The sequence below is a fragment of the Pantoea sp. B270 genome (assembly GCF_018726825.1).
GTDB lineage: Bacteria > Pseudomonadota > Gammaproteobacteria > Enterobacterales > Enterobacteriaceae > Pantoea > Pantoea dispersa.
In genome coordinates this window covers 657652-673240 of record NZ_JAHCSX010000001.1, presented here as the reverse complement: position 1 = coordinate 673240, position 15589 = coordinate 657652, and the positions used below count along the sequence as shown (strand labels likewise).

Here is a 15589-nt window from a genome sequence, read left to right as displayed (position 1 = left end):
ACACTCTGAATAAAAGCCAAAAAAAATCCCACGGCCCTCGCAGGCAGTGGGAAAAACTAAGCGTACCCGGTTTAAGTACGCTCAAACAGTCAGGTTTATTTATTCATCTGGAACAGAGACATCTTCGACATATCGCTAAAGGTGGTGTACGACGCCTGCAGCAGCTGCTGCTGCATGGTGTAGGTAGAAATGGCTTCGGTGTAATCGACGTTAACCAGCGTGCTCATCTGATCTTTCAGCGTCACCTTGCGGTCGTCACCTTTTGCATCCAGCGTATCCAGTTCGTCCAGCTGGGTACCAATCTCAGAACGCACCGCCAGCACGTTGTTCAGCGAGTTGCTGAAGCCACGGTTGGCCTTGTCCATCGCCGCGCTGAAGGTCTGTTTAGTGGCATCGTCAGCGTCATTCTGCGGCACTTTCAGCGCTGCAATGGCGTCATCCAGCATATCGAACAGGTTAGTCTGGCTGGCGCTGCCATCCGGCTCCGGCTTGGCGTTGCTGGTCAGCTGGTCAAAAATTGAATTACCGGTATGGCCCACCGTCATGGTGCGTTCGCTGTCGACTTTCTGGGTGATCGCGTCGCTGCCACCGCTATAGATGATTTTACCGCTGGCATCTTCGGTGAACGGCGGCTTGTCGGACGCATAGCCGGCAAACAGGTAGCGGCCGTTCCCGTCTTTGCTGTTGGCCAGGTTGAGCAGCTGCGAGCGAATGCCCTCCAGCTGGGTAGCATAAGACGCGCGGTCATCGTCACTCAGCGAGCCGTTACCGGCGCTGATCAGCGTGGATTGCGCCGACTGAATCGCCGTCGTGACATCACTCAGCGTGCTCTCTTCCAGCGACAGTCCCTGATTCGCGAACGAACGCGCCAGCGCGAACTGGCTGTCGCGCGCCTGCGTCTGCGACAGCACCACGGCGCGCGAAGCGGCGATCGGATCGTCAGACGGATTGGTCACGCGGCGACCGGTTGACAGTTGTTCACCCGCTTTCAGCCAGGAGGATTGCGCGTCAGTGACGCCGCGCACCTGCTGGTCGAAAATCATGTTGGTACTGAGTCTCATCGGTCAGGCCTCCCGTATTAACCGCGAATGCTCATCAGAGCATCGAAAATGGTATTGGCGGTTTGCAGTACCTGCGCGTTCGCCATGTAAAATTGCTGATATTTGCTCAGGTTGGCGTACTCTTCGTCGAGGTTTACGCCAGAAACCGACTGCTGACGTTCGGTCAGCTGCGTCACCACGCCCTTCTGGGTGGTAGCGGCGGTTTCGAGGTTTTTGGTTTTGTTGCCGACGGTGCTCACCAGGCTGGCATAACCCTGCGCCAGCGTGGCGTTACCGTTAATCAGTTTGGCATCCTGCAGGTCCAGCAGCTTTTGCGCGTTACGGTTATCGCTGGCGCCACCCGCAGCCGAAGCTGCCGCGATCTGCGATTCACTGGTGATAGCCACTGACATGCCGCTAATCACATCCTGCACCGGTTTGACCAGGAAGCTGTCTTTGGCGTTAGCCGTTCCATTTACCGTTAATGACAGTCCGTCAAAGCTCATGGTGGTATTGCCGGCACCGTCGCTGCCCATGGTCGGCGTCACTTTCACGTTGTCGGAAAGACGCGTCACCGACCAGTTGCTGCCGTCATAGCTGACGCTGTAGTTAGAGGCTTTCATCGCCCCGGTGTCGGTCCAGCTGGCACTGACAGTGGCGGCTGAGGTGTTTTTGCTATTGGTCACCACTGTCGGGCTACCAATATTGAAGAAGTTGATGCCGGTGTTGCCTTTGCTGTCATAGCCCTGGCTGTGCACCTGGTTGAAGCTGGTGGTGAATGCTGCTGCCAGCTGCCCGAGCTGGTTCTGCGCGTTATCCAGATCCTGGGTACGGAACGCCAGCAGGCCCCCGAGCGAACCGGTGGTCAGCGTTTTTTCCGGGATCTCAACGTTACCGGCCTGCTTATCGACATAGCCCACGGTAATGCGCGACGCATCGCTGCTGGAAGGCATGGCGATCAGCGAGGTGGTTTTGCTGCCGTTGACCAGCGTGGTGTTGCCCATCGAGACGATGTAATTACCGTCCTGCTGCGAAACGTTTACGCCGACCAGGCCATTCAGGTTATTGACCAGCTGATCGCGCTGATCGAGCAGGTCGTTAGGCGCAGAGCCGCCGCCGGTGGTCAGCTTGGCGATCTGCGTGTTGAGATCGGCAATCTGGCTGGAGTAGGTGTTGATCTGCTCGACGCTGGCTTTGATGTCCGTATTGACGCTGTTTTGCATGCTGGTCAGATACTGTGCGGTAGTCTGGAACTGGTTTACCAGTCCCTGCGCATAGCTCAGCATAGACTGACGCGCAGAAGGATCGTCCGCGTTACTCACCACGTTCTGCACGTTAGTGAAAAAGCTCTGAATCGAGTCAGACAGGCTGGTGGTCGACGTCGACAGCAGATCATCAATATTCGAAATCTGGTTGTACTGTGAATTGACCGCGCTGTAGTTGGCGCTGTTACCGCGCAACTGGGCGGTAATAAACTCATCGTATTCACGCTGCACGCCGGTCACGTTGACGCCGTTGCCATAATAGTTGCTGCCCTGCAGCGTGCTGTTGGCCTGCGACAGCAAAATCGTCTGGCGCGAATAACCGGCCACGGTGTAATTACTGATGTTGTTACTGGTGGTGCTTAATGCGGCCTGTGCGGCGCTCAGCCCGCTCATCGCGGAGTTAATTATGCTGGACATCTCGGTTCCTTTTTCCCGTTAACCGGGCTGGCAGTCATCAGTGCGATTGCGCGGGCCACAACGCCCGCGGCATGTAAAGGTTATCGGCGTGCTTAAGCGAAACTTGAGCGGAAAAATCAGAACAGGTCGGTGAAATCCTGGCTGTAAGCCTTAACCACTTTTTCGCCCATGTTTTTGAATTGCTGGATCATTCCTACCAGTTTCTGCGCATATTTCGGGTCAGTCGCGTAGCCAGCCGCCTGCAGCGCGCGCGCGCCCTGCTCGGCGCTTGGTGCATTCGCCACCGCCGCATAACGCGGGTTACTGGAGATCAACCGCACGTAGTCGCTGAGCGCTTCGAAATAGGAGCCATAAACGCGGAAGGTGGCGCGCACTTTCTTCGCTTCACCGCCCTCGTATTCCGTGGTCATGATGTCGGTGGTTTCGCCCTTCCAGTCGCCGCTGGCTTTGATCCCGAACACGTTGTAGCTCGGCTTGCCGTCGCGCGTCAGGATCTGCCGCTGGCCCCAGCCGGACTCCAGTGCCGCCTGCGCCAGAATCAGATGGTGAGGAATGCCGCTCTGCTGGCTGGCCACTTTCGCCGGCTGCGCCAGCTGGGCGATAAACTCATTGCTGTCACCCGGCAGGCTGGCCGGCGAGACCGGCAGACGCGGCACCGCTTTGCGCACCATCTGCTCCAGCTGCGTGGGCGCCATGCTGCTATAGATGAAGCTGTTATCCAGCTTCATCGGCACGGTACCGGCGCTTTCGTCCGGTGCCTGCGCCGGCTGCATCTGTTTGACAATGGTGTCGGCCAGACCCAGCCCGCGCTTGCCGATTTCCTGCGCAATCTGCTGATCGTAAAGCGAGGTGTAAAGCCGCGTCTGATCGTTGCTCAGCATGCCATCCTGCGGCAGCGCTTCACGCATGCTCTTCAGCATCATCTGCACGAACATCCCTTCGACCTGCTTCGCCACCTGCAGCGCTTTGCCTTTCGGGTCCACGGCAGCCTGGCGTTTCAGTTCGTTCAGCGAGCGGCTGTCATACGCCGCGTTCATCAGCGATTGCGTATCGGTCATCAGATAATTTCCAGCTTCGCGCGCAGGCAGCCCGCGCTCTCCATCGATTGCAGAATCGACATCAGCTCAATCGGTGTCGCACCCAGCGCATTCAGCGCCCGCACTACGTTGTTCAGGTTGGCACTGGCGTTAACCCGCTGCAGCGCGCCACCGCTCTGACGCAGATCGATCTGCGTTTGCGTGGTGGCAACCGTCTGACCACCGGCAAACGGCGTATCCGGCTGGCTGACATTCTGCTGCTGATTAACCGTGACCGACAGGTTGCCCTGCGCCACCGCACAGGTGTTGAGCGTCACTTCGCGATTCATCACCACCGAACCGGTACGCGAGTTAATGATCACTTTGGCGTCTTCCAGCGGTACCGACACGTCGATGTTCTGGATCTCCGCCAGCAGACGTACCTGCGAGCTGTTATTTGGCGACACGCGGATTTGCACGGTACGGGCGTCCAGCGGCAGCGCTGACCCCACGCCACGGCTGTTGATGGCATCAGCAATGCGCTGCGCCATGGTGAAATCTTCGTTGTTAAGCTGCAGGTTGATGGTGTTCTGGCTGCCGAAGTTGCTCTGCAGCTCGCGCTCCACGGTGGCGCCACCGGTAATGCGGCCGCCGTTGAGCTGGTTAACCTGCACGCTGCTGCCGCCGGCCGAGGCACCCGCCCCGCCGACCAGAATGTTACCCTGCGCCAGCGCGTAAACCTGGTTATCGACGCCCTTCAGCGGCGTCATCAGCAGCGTACCGCCGCGCAAACTTTTGGCGTTACCCAGTGAGGACACCACCACGTCAACCGTCTGTCCCTGACGGGCAAACGACGGCAGTTTGGCGGTGACCATCACCGCCGCCACGTTTTTCAGCTGCATGTTGGTGCCGGCAGGCACGGTGATGCCCAGCTGCGACAGCATGTTACTCACCGTTTGCGTGGTGAACGGCGTCTGGGTGGTCTGGTCACCGGTGCCATCAAGGCCAACCACCAGACCGTAACCAATCAGCTGGTTATCGCGTACGCCCTGCACGCTGGTGAGATCGCGGATGCGATCGGCCTGCGCCATCAGGCTGCTGATGCCGAGCAACAGGCCCAGGCCCAAACGCAGCAGTGTAGTGTTTTTCATCATGACCTCTTACATCGGCGAGACGTTCAGGAAGAAGCGCTGGAACCAGCCCATGGTCTGCGCCTCATTGATATAACCGTTACCGACGTACTCAATACGTGCATCGGCGACCTGCGTTGACAACACCGCGTTGCTGGCGCTGATGGTGCGCGGGTTCACTACGCCAGAGAAGCGAATAAATTCGGTGCCCTGGTTGATTTCAATCTGTTTCTCGCCGACCACGCGCAGGTTGCCGTTCGACAGCACCTGGTTAACGGTGACGGTGATGGTGCCGGTAAAGGTGTTGTTGGCGGTCGCGCCACCTTTGCCAGCGAAATCGTTTTTGCCGTTGGCATCGAGCGCGGCTTTTTCGCCGCCGGCGCCCACCAGTCCGGCCAGGCCGGTTGGGATGGCGCTCAGGCCAAAGCTGTTGCTGCCGTCGCGGCTGGCATTGGCTGAAGAGCTTTTGCTGGCGCTGACGTTTTCCTGCAGCGTGATGGTCAGGGTGTCACCAATGTTACGTGGACGACGATCCTCAAACAGCGGCTGATAGCCGTAGTTGAGCGGCGCCACGCCCTGAAAAATGGAACCGTTCACCACCGGCGGTGCGGATGGCGTCGGCTCAGCCGTCGTCGCACCCTGTACCAGTGGCGTGCGCGGCACCAGCGCACAACCGTTAAGGGTCAGTAGCAGCGTGGCTACTAACCAATGCCCAGGCTTGAGAATCACTTGCTTCGCCACGGAGTTCTGACCTTTTTCATGTTCTTAATCGGGCCAGACGCGCTGGCCCAACGATCCCGGCATTACAGCTGGGTTAACTTCTGCAGCATCTGATCGGAGGTGCTGATCGCTTTGCTGTTGATCTCATAAGCGCGCTGCGTCTGGATCATGGTCACCAGCTCTTCCGCCACGTTGACGTTGGAGGTTTCCACGTAACCCTGATACAGCAGACCGGCCCCGTTCTGGCCCGGCGTGCTTTCGGTCGGCGCACCGGAGGCCTGGGTTTCCTGATAGAGGTTTTCCCCGACGCTATCCAGTCCGGCATCGTTCATGAAGGTGCTGAGCGTCAGCTGGCCAACCTGTGCCGGCTGCGTCTGCCCCTGCTGTGTCACCGTCACCACGCCGTCACGCGCAATGGTGATGCTGGTGGCATTCGCCGGAATAGTGATGCCTGGCTGCACCGGAAAACCGGCGTTGGTCACCAGCTGGCCGTTCTGGTCCACCTGGAACGAGCCGTCGCGGGTATACGCCGACGTACCGTCCGGCATCTGCACCTGAAAATAGCCCTGACCGTTGATCGCCACATCTTTTGAGTTGCTGGTCTGCGACAGGTTGCCCTGGTTGTGCAGACGTTCGGTGGTCACCGGACGCACACCGGTACCGATCTGCAGGCCCGACGGCAGCGTCGTCTGTTCTGACGACTGCGCACCCGGCTGACGCAGGGTCTGGTACATCAGGTCTTCGAACACCGCGCGTGAACGCTTAAAGCCGTTGGTGCTGACGTTCGCCAGGTTGTTGGCGATGACGTCCATGTTGGTCTGCTGTGCGTCAAGACCGGTTTTCGCGATCCATAAAGAACGAATCATTGTGTTTTCCTTAAGCCTTAGCTGCTCATATTGAGTAGCTGATTAGCCCGCTGTTCGTTTTCATCGACGTTGGAGATCACTTTCATCTGCATCTCAAAACGTCGGGCGTTGGCGATCATGTCGACCATGGTTTCCACGGGCTTCACGTTGCTGCCCTCCAGCACGCCCGGCATCACCTGCACGGTCGCGTCATTCGGCAGCGCCGCGCCGCGCTGTGCCTGAGTGGCGGCGCTGGGACGGAACATGCCGTCATCACCGCGCGTCAGTTCCTGGCCTGTGGCACGTACCAGCTTCAGCCGTCCAAGCTGCACCGTGGCGTTCGGCGCGTCACCGGCGTTAAGCGCGGTGATGGAGCCGTCGGCGGCAATGGTCAGTTGCGCGCCCTGCGGCACGGCAATCGGACCGCCATCGCCCATCACGGGATTGCCCTGAATGGTCAGCTGGCCGGTCGGGCTGATCTGCATGTTACCGTTGCGGGTATAAGCTTCGCTGCCGTCAGCGGTACGCACCGCCAGCCAGCCATCCTGCTGCACCGCCACATCGAGCGGACGCTCGGTGTAATCGAGCGAGCCCTGCGACATATCGGCACCCGGTGTGGAAGCGGCGACCAGCGTACGTGTTGGCAGCGACCAGCCGTTGACCGGCACCGCGCGCAGCGCATTGAGCTGAGCGCGAAAGCCCGGCGTCGAGGCGTTGGCGAGGTTGCTGGCGGTGACAGACTGTTGCTCCATCGTCTGACTGGCCGCGCCCATCGCGGTATATATTGCGTGATCCATAAAGCAATCCCGTTAGCGTATTAACGAAGGTTGACCAGGGTGTTAAGAATCTGGTCCTGCGTTTTGATGGTCTGGCTGTTGGCCTGATAGTTACGCTGGGCAACGATCATATTCACCAGCTCTTTACTCAGGTCGACGTTGGACGCTTCCAGCGCGCCGGAGGTGAGGTTGCCGTAGGTACCGGTGCCTGCCAGACCGACTGCCGCCTGGCCCGAGGAGTTGGTTGCCGACCAGACGTTATCGCCTTCGGACTTCAGCCCTTCCGGGTTAGAGAAACTCGCCAGCACAATCTGACCCAGCAGCTGGGTTTTCTGGTTGGAGTAAGTCCCGGTGATGGTGCCGTCATCGTTGATGGTGTAGCTGGTCAGATCGCCCGGCGCATAGCCATCCTGGGTTGGGTTACCGAAGTTGGTTTTGCCGGTGTTCTGCTGCAGGCTGCCGAGCACGCTGAGGCTGACGGCCTGGTTGGCCGCGGCACCGTTGGCACCCTGAATGGTCAGCGCCACGGTGCTGGCCGAGGTCAGGTTACCGCTGGTATCGAATACCATGTTGAAGTTACCGGCAGCCTGACCGGTGGTGGAATCAATCGCGTGCACCGTCCAGTTGTTGTCGGCCGTTTTGACGTAGTACAGATCCAGCGCGTGGTCGTTACCCTGCGAGTCGTACACGGTCACGGTGCTTTTGGCGTTGTAAGTATCCACGTTGGTTGCCGTGAACGCACCGCCGGTTGGCACCGCATCGGTTGAGTTCAGGTTGGATACCATGGTGACGGTAGTGGTAGCGCGTGCCGACATCTGGGTGGTCGGAATGCTCAGCGCGACCGGGTTGGCACCGGCCTGAATGGTTGGCGGGGTGCCGTTAGCCGGATAGCCGGTTACGGTCAGGCCCTGGGTGTTCACCAGGTTACGGTTTTCGTCCAGCGTGAACTGGCCGTTGCGCGAATAGAACACGCCGCCGCTGGCGTCGGTCAGACGGAAGAAACCGTTGCCGCTCAGCGCCACGTCCAGCCCACGGCTGGTAGAGGTGGTGGTGCCGTCGTTAAAGTTCTGAATCACCGCTGCGACTTTGGTACCCATACCCACGTTCGAACCGGCGAACATATCGGCAAACGCGATGGTGCTGGATTTAAAGCCGGCCGTCGCCGAGTTGGCGATGTTGTTACCAATAACGTCGAGGTTGCTGGAGGCAGCGCCCAGGCCGCTCACCGCTTGTGAAAATGACATGCTATTTCTCCTGCTAAGAGGTTAGTCAGAGAATCTGACGAATTTCATCGAGGGTCGCGGAGCCCATGGTGCCGAGATCCAGTTTTGCGGTGTTATTCACGGTGCTGACGCCGTTGACATAGGCGTAGTTCAGCGGCTGTGCCACCAGTTGGGTGCTGCCATTGCTGGCGGCGAGTGAAACCGTATATTTGCCGTCCGGTGCAGCGCTGCCATCGTCCATCTTGCCGTCCCACGAGAAGGTGTGAACGCCGGCACTGAGACCGCCGAGATCGATGGAGCGCACTACGCTGCCGTTGCCATCTTTGATGGTGACGCTGGTGGCGGTCGACGCGGTGCCCAGCTCCACGCCAAACGGCGTGCTGGTGCCGCTGCCGACCAGCACCTGGCTGCCCTTCACCATCACGCCATGGCCGATCAGCGTTGAACTCTGCAGCGACTGGCTGGTGCTGATCTGACCGGAGATCGATCCCAGCGTGGTATTGAGTTTTTCAATGCCGCTCAGGGTGTTGATCTGCGTCAGCTGGGTTGTCAGCTGACTGTTGTCCATCGGGTTAGTCGGGTCCTGATTTTTCAGCTGCGTCACCAGCATGTTCAGGAACTGGTTTTGCAGATCCTGCGCGCTGTTGCCGCTGCCGGTGCTGCTGCTGGAGCTGAGGACCGTGGGGTCGAGGTTGTCTTTAATCCCTACTGCAAGGCTCATAATGCGTCTCCGTTACTGACCCATGGTGAGGGTTTTCATCATCATTGACTTCACCGTGTTCAGCACTTCGACGTTGGCCTGATAGCTGCGCGACGCGGACATGGTGTTAACGGTTTCGGCGACCACGTCGACGTTAGGCATTTTGACGTAGCCTTTCTGGTCAGCCAGCGGATTACCCGGGTCATACACCAGTTTGGCGGGCGTCGGGTCGTTCACGACACCGGCTACTTTGACGCCGCCGGTGGCCGCGCCCTGAGCGGCATCGGTCTGGAAAATCACCTGCTTCGCCACGTACGGCTGGCCGTCCGGCCCGGTGACGCTGTCGGCGTTGGCCAGGTTACTGGCGCTGACGTTGAGCCGCTGTGACTGTGCGGTCATCGCAGAACCGGCGATATCAAAGATATTCAGCAATGCCATGATTATTGCCCCTGCAGAACGCTCATCATGCCTTTGATCTGGCTACTGATGAGGGTGAGATCGGTTTGGTATTTCAGACTGTTATCCGCAAACTGCGTACGCTCGCGATCCATATCCACGGTGTTACCATCCGCGGCAGGCTGATCGGGAATGCGGTACAGCAGATCCAGTGCGGGCTGTGAATTGGTCTGCGCTTCAATGTGACGTGATGACGTGACATTGAGCGCCAGGCTGCTGCCTTCGGCACGGCCGTTCTGCATCACCTTGCTCAGCTGGCTGGCAAAGTCGATATCCCGCGCCTGGTAGCCCGGGGTATCGGCGTTGGCAATGTTAGACGCCAGAATCTCCTGGCGCTGCGCCCGCAGGTTTAATGCTTCAGTACCAAATCGCAGCGCGGCATCGAGTTTGTCGAGCATGCTTCCTCCGCGAATGAGAATTTCGAGCTGACAGCTTAATGGGACAAAAGCAAGGGCTATCGTCTGAATAGCAGCAAAAATCGTGGCTATTTTTCACCTTGAATTTTTGGTGCGCGGAGTAGACTCAGTGCCATCTTTTCGACAGGAGGCGTTGATGCGTACAACTTCTTCCCTGCTGGCCCTGCTGTGGCTGGCCTTCGCGACGCCCGGCTATGCCGCCGATCTCAGCGCGCAGCTGACTCAGTTCTTTCAGGCGCGCGATCCGCAGCACGCCGCCGGTATGACCGTGGTGGTCCGCACGCCGCAGACGCAGTGGCCCGCCTGCGACACACCGCAGCTGCTGCTGCCGGGGAACAGTCGCCAGTGGGGCAATCTGAGCATTGCCGCCAGCTGCGGCCAGAATCGTCGCTATCTGCAGGTGCAGGTGCAGGTGACCGGCGAGTATCTGGTGGCCAATCGTCAGCTGGCGCGCGGCAGCAACGTCAGCGCCAGTGACTTCCGCCTGGAGAGTGGCCGGCTGGATACGCTGCCGGCGCGCGCGCTGCTCAGCAGCAGCAATCTGGCGGACGCCATTGCCCTGCGTGACATTGCGCCAGGCCAGCCGGTGACGGCCACCATGCTGCGCCAGCCGTGGCGGGTGAAAGCCGGTCAGAATGTGATGGTGATTGCCAGCGGCAACGGCTTTAATGCCAGCAGTGAAGGTCGTGCGTTGAACAACGCCAGCGCGGCGCAGACGGTGCGCGTGCGCATGAGCAATGGCCAGGTGGTGAGCGGTCGTGTCAGCGAGGATGGGAATATTCTGATATCGCTATAAAGCGTTAAAGAACGCTGTTGTTCTGCCGATAGAGATATCAACAATGATATTACCCTATGCTGACTCAGTTGGCTGATCCCCAACTGACCCTAACAGGAGCCACACCATGAGTATCGACAGAACGCAGCCTTTAAAACCGGTGAGCACTGTACAAACCCGTGACAGCAGCGACAACCAGGCAAAAGTGCGTCAGAACAGCGCACCGGCCGCCAGCACCAGCCAGAATGGTGCGGAAGTGACGCTGAGTCCCGCTCAGGCGCAGCTGATGCAGCCGGGCAGCAAAGATATTAACACAGCGCGCGTAGAGCAGCTGAAGACCGCCATTCGTAATGGTGAACTGAAAATGGATACCGGTAAGATCGCCGATGCGCTGATCGCCGATACCAGGGCGTTTTTAGAGGGTAAATAGTCCCGATGGATAATCTGCTGACCACCTTAGATAAAATGCAGGATGTGCTGAGTTCGCTTAACGTCGTGATGGATGAAGAGCAGCAGCAACTTTCTGCCGGACGGATTAATGGCAACCTGCTGCAGCGCATTACAGAAGATAAAAGCGCGCTGCTGACGACGTTGAATTATCTGGACGAAATGCGCCGCAAAACCGAGCTGTCGCTGGGTACCAAAGCGCCTTATCGTGGTCACAGTGATATCGCACGCCGCTGGCACAGCATTCAGCAACATACCCAGCGTCTGCGCGACGCCAATCAGCACAATGGCATGCTGTTGCAGCATCAGATGACCTTTACCGAACAGGCGCTGTCGGTGCTGAAACCGCATCAGACCCAGTCGTTCTACGGTCCGGACGGTCGTGGTTTAGGCCAGACCACGCTGAGCCGCAAAGGCTAAACGCAGCCGTGCTGCGGGTCCGCTGAATCAGGGTCGCCACGCCGGGCGACCCTTTTTTATTGTGCGCTCACACCGCTGTGCGGCGGGCAAAATCGCGCGGGCGGAAGCCCAGTAAACCGAGCATCACGAAGTAAGCGCCGCCGCCAATGGCGCACACCGCCGCCAGACGCAGTAACCGCCACCACATCTGCCCCTCTTCCCACGCTGGCATCACCTGCAGAATGCCCAGCAGCGCAGCAGCCATCACCGCGACGGCGACCAGCAGACGCAGCAGGAAACCGTGCCAGCCCGGCTGCGGCTGAAAGATTTGCTGTTTGCGCAGCTGCCAGTAGAGCAGCGCCGCATTCAGGCAGGCCGCCAGACCAATCGACAGCGACAGACCGGCGTGCTTCAGCGGGCCGATAAACGCCAGGTTCATCAGCTGGGTCATGATCAAGGTGGCGATAGCAATCTTAACCGGCGTTTTGATGTCCTGACGCGAATAGAAGCCCGGCGCCAGCACTTTCACCACGATCAGCCCCATCAGCCCAACCGAATAGGCAATCAGCGCGCGCTGGGTCATCGCCGCATCAAAAGCGGTAAATTTGCCGTACTGGAAAAGCGCCACGGTGAGCGGACCGGAAAGAATGCCCAGCGCAACCGCGCTCGGCAGCGCCAGCAGGAAGCACAGACGCAGGCCCCAGTCCATCAGACGGGAATATTCATCGTGGTTGCCGCTGGCAAAACTCTTCGCCAGCGACGGCAGCAGGATGGTGCCGAGCGCCACGCCCAGCACGCCAGAGGGAAACTCCATAAGACGATCGGCGTAGTACATCCACGACACCGAGCCGGAGACCAGAAACGAGGCGAAAATGGTATTGATGATCAGCGAGATCTGGCTCACCGACACGCCGAGAATCGCCGGGCCCATCTGGCGCATCACCCGCCACACGCCGGCATCGCGCAGGTTGACGCGCGGCAGTACCAGCATGCCAATCTTTTTCAGGTGCGGCAGTTGATAAAACAGCTGCAGCAGCCCGCCCACTACCACTGCCCACGCCAGCGCCATCACCGGCGGATGGAAGTGCGGCGCGGCAAACAGCGCAAAGCCGATCATGCTGATATTCAGCAGCGTGGGCGCGAACGCCGGGACGGAGAAGCGGTTCCAGGTATTAAGAATCGCCCCGGCCAGCGACGCCAGCGAGATCAGCAGAATATAAGGAAAGGTGACGCGCAGCAGCGAACTGGTTAAGGCGAACTTGTCGGCGGTATCGGCAAAACCCGGCGCCGTTACCACGATTACCCAGGGCGCAGCGACCATGCCCAGCACCGTCACCACCGCCAGCACCAGCGTCAGCAGGCCTGATACATAGGCAACAAACACCCGCGTGGCGTCTTCGCCCTGCTTGCTTTTATATTCGGCAAGAATTGGCACGAAGGCCTGTGAAAAGGCGCCTTCGGCGAAAATACGGCGCAGCAGATTGGGCAGTTTGAACGCCACGAAAAAGGCATCGGTGGCCATGCCAGCCCCGAAAACGCGCGCCACGATGGCGTCGCGGGCAAAGCCCAGCACGCGGGAAAACAGGGTCATCGAACTGACCGCAGCCAGCGATTTCAGCAAATTCATAATGAGTGGCGCATCCTGAAAAGTGTCGGATAAATGAGCAACTTAGCGCGGACATCCTGCGATGTCCGGCGATAGTCTACTGCTGCGGTGGGAAATGACCAGCATTGAGTGTTACAAGGGATTATTCCTGTACGGCGTCGCGCCACAGTTTTTCCACCAGACGCTGCGCCGCCAGCGCCTGTTCACCGCTGGTTTCAGGCATCGTCTGATTTTCCACGCACTGGATAAAATGGTGTGCCGCACCGCTGAAGCCACGCTGGGTCAGATGACTTTGCCACGCCGGCGGGACATCACTGCGCAGGCCGCTAAGCGTCTCTTCACGCCAGTCGCGCATCTCATTAATTTCGATGTAACGCCCGTCGCAGATGGCGCTGACCACTTCACGCTGCGTGCCCGCGCGGCGATGCATACTGGTGGTAATTTGCAGCGATCCGGCCGAGAAATGGTGCTCACCGTAGAGCATTGCGCCGTCATCATGGGTGTCGATATGGCCGAACTCTAGCCTGAGCTTGCCGCCGGCCAGCCACAGCGCGGTATCGACCACGTGCAGATAGTCATCCAGCAGGGTAAAGCGCAGGTCGTGCGGGCCGACGCTGTCTGCCCGGTGTTTCTCAATGCGCAGCGAGGACGCGCCCGGCAGCTGCGCTTTCAGCTGCTGGTAGCGCGGTGCAAAGCGCCGGTTGAAGGCCACCATCAGTTTGCGTTTGCGCTTTTCCGCCAGCGCCACCAGCGTCTCCGCCTGCTGCAGCGTTTCGGCCAGCGGCTTATCGACACAAACATCTTTACCGGCCAGCAGCAGCGCCTGCACTACCTCAAAATGGCTGGCGGTGCTGCTGTGTACAAACACCGCATCGCTGGCCGCCGCCAGCACATCCAGCTGACTAAAATAAGGAATACGGTAACTGTCGCAGATCGGCTGCGCCCGCGCCTGGCTGGGCGAGAACGCGCCGACCAGCTGCCAGCCGCTGGCCTGCGCCAGCACCGGCAGCCAGGCTTTCTGCGCGATACCGCCAAGCCCGACCACACCAATACGCAGCGTCATTTCACGCCTCCCGCTGCAGCAGTTGCTGCAGCTGAGCATCAAGGCGCGCCACCTGCGCTTCCAGCTGAGCAACGCGCACGGCCAGATCGTCAGACTCAGGCGACGCTGTGTGGCTCGCGGATAGCTCGTCCGCCACCTCGCCGCCAAACAGATGCATATAGCGGCTTTCTCGCTTGCCCGGCTCGCGTGCCAGACGCACCACCATGGGGCCGTCATCGCGCGTCGTCAGCCCCTCCAGCGTGCGTTCCACTTCGGCCATGTCCTGAAACTCATGCAGACGACCACTGCGGGTACGTAGTTCGCCCGGCGTCTGCGCGCCGCGCAGGAACAGTAGCGTCAGCACCGCCACTTCGGCGGCATTCAGCTGCAGATTGCCAAACGCCGAGTTGCAGAAACGCTGTTCATATTTGCTGACGCGCTGACCGAAACCGCTGTTAGCGGTGACCAGATGCTTTTTCACCAGCTCATCGAGCTGAGCCTGCACCTCGCTTTCGCTCAGGTTCATCACCGGCTCGCGGTTAGATTTCTGATTACAGGCGGTGACCACGCCATTGAGGGATAACGGATATTGATCCGGCGTGGTGACCTGCTTCTCCAGCAGGCAGCCGATCACGCGCAATGCCTGCGCGGAGAGAGCCATCTTCATTACGTGTTCCTTTTATTATTGTCCGCGACGATCCGGGTTCCATTCGCGCCAGGTAAGCGCCGTCAGCACATGATCCTGCCAGCGGCCATCAATCAGTAAATAGTCTTTGGCGTAGCCCTCTTTTTCAAAACCGAGGCGCGCCAGCAAATCACCGCTGCGCTGATTGTGCGGCATATAGTTGGCCATAATGCGATGAATGCGCTGCTGGCGCTGCATGTAGCGAATCGCCGCCTGCAGCGCCTCAAACATCATGCCCTGCCCCTGCCACTTCTCTCCCAGCGAGTAGCCGAGATAGCAGGCATGAAACGATCCGCGCAGCACATTACTGAAGTTGGCGACGCCGCGCACTTCATGCTCTTCCGGGTCCATCAGCACAAAATAGAACGCGGAGCCCTGTTTATGCATGTCGGCAATTAAACCCAGGCGCGCCTGCCAGCCGGAAGGATAACAGTGGCTCTCATCGCGCACCGGTTCCCAGGGTTTAAGAAAGGCGCGGTTTTCGGCGTAGTAATCCGCCAGACGCCAGGCATCGCGTTCATGTACTAGACGCACCACCAGACGATCGGTGGTAAGCCGCACGCGCGGGCCAGCAGAGCGATAGCCAAACATCATGACTCCTGAAATCCATAACGAAAGAAAGATGTACGCC

General features: G+C 59.3%; 18 protein-coding genes. 3 read left to right on the top strand and 15 right to left on the bottom strand.

What is annotated here, in order from left to right:
- Nucleotides 1-95: 95 nt before the first annotated feature.
- From flgL to flgB, 11 genes are all read right to left on the bottom strand, one after another.
- Nucleotides 96-1061, bottom strand: a complete 966-nt coding sequence (gene flgL, locus KOL70_RS03275; RefSeq protein ID WP_059010446.1) for a flagellar hook-associated protein FlgL — start codon at nucleotides 1059-1061, stop codon at nucleotides 96-98.
- A 17-nt stretch (nucleotides 1062-1078) separates the two neighbouring features.
- Nucleotides 1079-2722: a flagellar hook-associated protein FlgK gene (gene flgK / locus KOL70_RS03270; RefSeq protein WP_021506414.1), complete on the bottom strand. Its 1644-nt coding sequence runs from the start codon at nucleotides 2720-2722 to the stop codon at nucleotides 1079-1081.
- Nucleotides 2723-2838: 116 nt separating this feature from the next.
- Nucleotides 2839-3780 (bottom strand): flagellar assembly peptidoglycan hydrolase FlgJ, encoded by a 942-nt coding sequence (gene flgJ, locus KOL70_RS03265; protein WP_021506415.1) that lies wholly within the window; start codon nucleotides 3778-3780, stop codon nucleotides 2839-2841.
- Nucleotides 3780-4829: a flagellar basal body P-ring protein FlgI gene (locus KOL70_RS03260; protein ID WP_230201060.1), complete on the bottom strand. Its 1050-nt coding sequence runs from the start codon at nucleotides 4827-4829 to the stop codon at nucleotides 3780-3782. Before KOL70_RS03260 ends, flgJ begins: the two co-directional genes overlap by 1 nt.
- Nucleotides 4830-4898: 69 nt before the next feature.
- Nucleotides 4899-5609, bottom strand: a complete 711-nt coding sequence (locus KOL70_RS03255) for a flagellar basal body L-ring protein FlgH (RefSeq protein WP_021506417.1) — start codon at nucleotides 5607-5609, stop codon at nucleotides 4899-4901.
- A gap of 62 nt (nucleotides 5610-5671) precedes the next feature.
- Nucleotides 5672-6454 carry a flagellar basal-body rod protein FlgG gene (gene flgG / locus KOL70_RS03250; RefSeq protein WP_021506418.1) on the bottom strand — a complete coding sequence of 261 codons (783 nt, stop codon included), beginning with the start codon at nucleotides 6452-6454 and terminating at the stop codon, nucleotides 5672-5674.
- Nucleotides 6455-6471: 17 nt separating this feature from the next.
- On the bottom strand, nucleotides 6472-7230 hold the full coding sequence (locus tag KOL70_RS03245; RefSeq protein ID WP_058759464.1) for a flagellar basal body rod protein FlgF: 759 nt from the start codon (nucleotides 7228-7230) through the stop codon (nucleotides 6472-6474).
- 20 nt (nucleotides 7231-7250) lie between these two features.
- Entirely contained in the window at nucleotides 7251-8453 is a 1203-nt protein-coding gene (flgE, locus tag KOL70_RS03240) for a flagellar hook protein FlgE (RefSeq protein ID WP_215480201.1), read from the bottom strand.
- A 25-nt stretch (nucleotides 8454-8478) separates the two neighbouring features.
- Nucleotides 8479-9153 carry a flagellar hook assembly protein FlgD gene (gene flgD / locus KOL70_RS03235; RefSeq protein WP_021506421.1) on the bottom strand — a complete coding sequence of 225 codons (675 nt, stop codon included), beginning with the start codon at nucleotides 9151-9153 and terminating at the stop codon, nucleotides 8479-8481.
- Between the two features lie 12 nt (nucleotides 9154-9165).
- Nucleotides 9166-9570, bottom strand: coding sequence for a flagellar basal body rod protein FlgC (gene flgC / locus KOL70_RS03230; protein ID WP_021506422.1), 405 nt, complete (start codon nucleotides 9568-9570; stop codon nucleotides 9166-9168).
- Between the two features lie 2 nt (nucleotides 9571-9572).
- The gene (gene flgB, locus KOL70_RS03225) at nucleotides 9573-9986 is read right to left on the bottom strand and encodes a flagellar basal body rod protein FlgB (protein ID WP_021506423.1); all 414 of its coding nucleotides are present in this window, start codon (nucleotides 9984-9986) and stop codon (nucleotides 9573-9575) included.
- Nucleotides 9987-10140: 154 nt separating this feature from the next.
- Between flgB and flgA the strand changes: the two genes are divergently transcribed.
- The 3 genes from flgA to flgN all read left to right on the top strand — a co-directional run bounded on the left by flgA (nucleotide 10141) and on the right by flgN (nucleotide 11646).
- The gene (gene flgA / locus KOL70_RS03220; RefSeq protein ID WP_021506424.1) at nucleotides 10141-10800 is read left to right on the top strand and encodes a flagellar basal body P-ring formation chaperone FlgA; all 660 of its coding nucleotides are present in this window, start codon (nucleotides 10141-10143) and stop codon (nucleotides 10798-10800) included.
- 106 nt (nucleotides 10801-10906) lie between these two features.
- Nucleotides 10907-11209, top strand: coding sequence for a flagellar biosynthesis anti-sigma factor FlgM (gene flgM / locus KOL70_RS03215; RefSeq protein WP_058775421.1), 303 nt, complete (start codon nucleotides 10907-10909; stop codon nucleotides 11207-11209).
- Nucleotides 11210-11214: 5 nt separating this feature from the next.
- A complete protein-coding gene (gene flgN, locus KOL70_RS03210; protein WP_058769621.1) occupies nucleotides 11215-11646 on the top strand; it encodes a flagellar export chaperone FlgN in 432 nt (143 codons plus the stop codon).
- 67 nt (nucleotides 11647-11713) lie between these two features.
- Here flgN and murJ read toward each other — a convergent pair whose 3' ends face one another.
- The 4 genes from murJ to rimJ form a co-directional block, all read right to left on the bottom strand.
- Nucleotides 11714-13252 carry a murein biosynthesis integral membrane protein MurJ gene (murJ, locus tag KOL70_RS03205; protein ID WP_058759461.1) on the bottom strand — a complete coding sequence of 513 codons (1539 nt, stop codon included), beginning with the start codon at nucleotides 13250-13252 and terminating at the stop codon, nucleotides 11714-11716.
- Between the two features lie 121 nt (nucleotides 13253-13373).
- On the bottom strand, nucleotides 13374-14294 hold the full coding sequence (locus KOL70_RS03200) for a Gfo/Idh/MocA family protein (RefSeq protein ID WP_215480200.1): 921 nt from the start codon (nucleotides 14292-14294) through the stop codon (nucleotides 13374-13376).
- A gap of 1 nt (nucleotide 14295) precedes the next feature.
- The gene (locus KOL70_RS03195; RefSeq protein WP_059010451.1) at nucleotides 14296-14940 is read right to left on the bottom strand and encodes a DUF480 domain-containing protein; all 645 of its coding nucleotides are present in this window, start codon (nucleotides 14938-14940) and stop codon (nucleotides 14296-14298) included.
- Between the two features lie 15 nt (nucleotides 14941-14955).
- Nucleotides 14956-15549 (bottom strand): ribosomal protein S5-alanine N-acetyltransferase, encoded by a 594-nt coding sequence (gene rimJ / locus KOL70_RS03190; protein WP_021506430.1) that lies wholly within the window; start codon nucleotides 15547-15549, stop codon nucleotides 14956-14958.
- Between the last annotated feature and the right edge of the window lie 40 nt (nucleotides 15550-15589).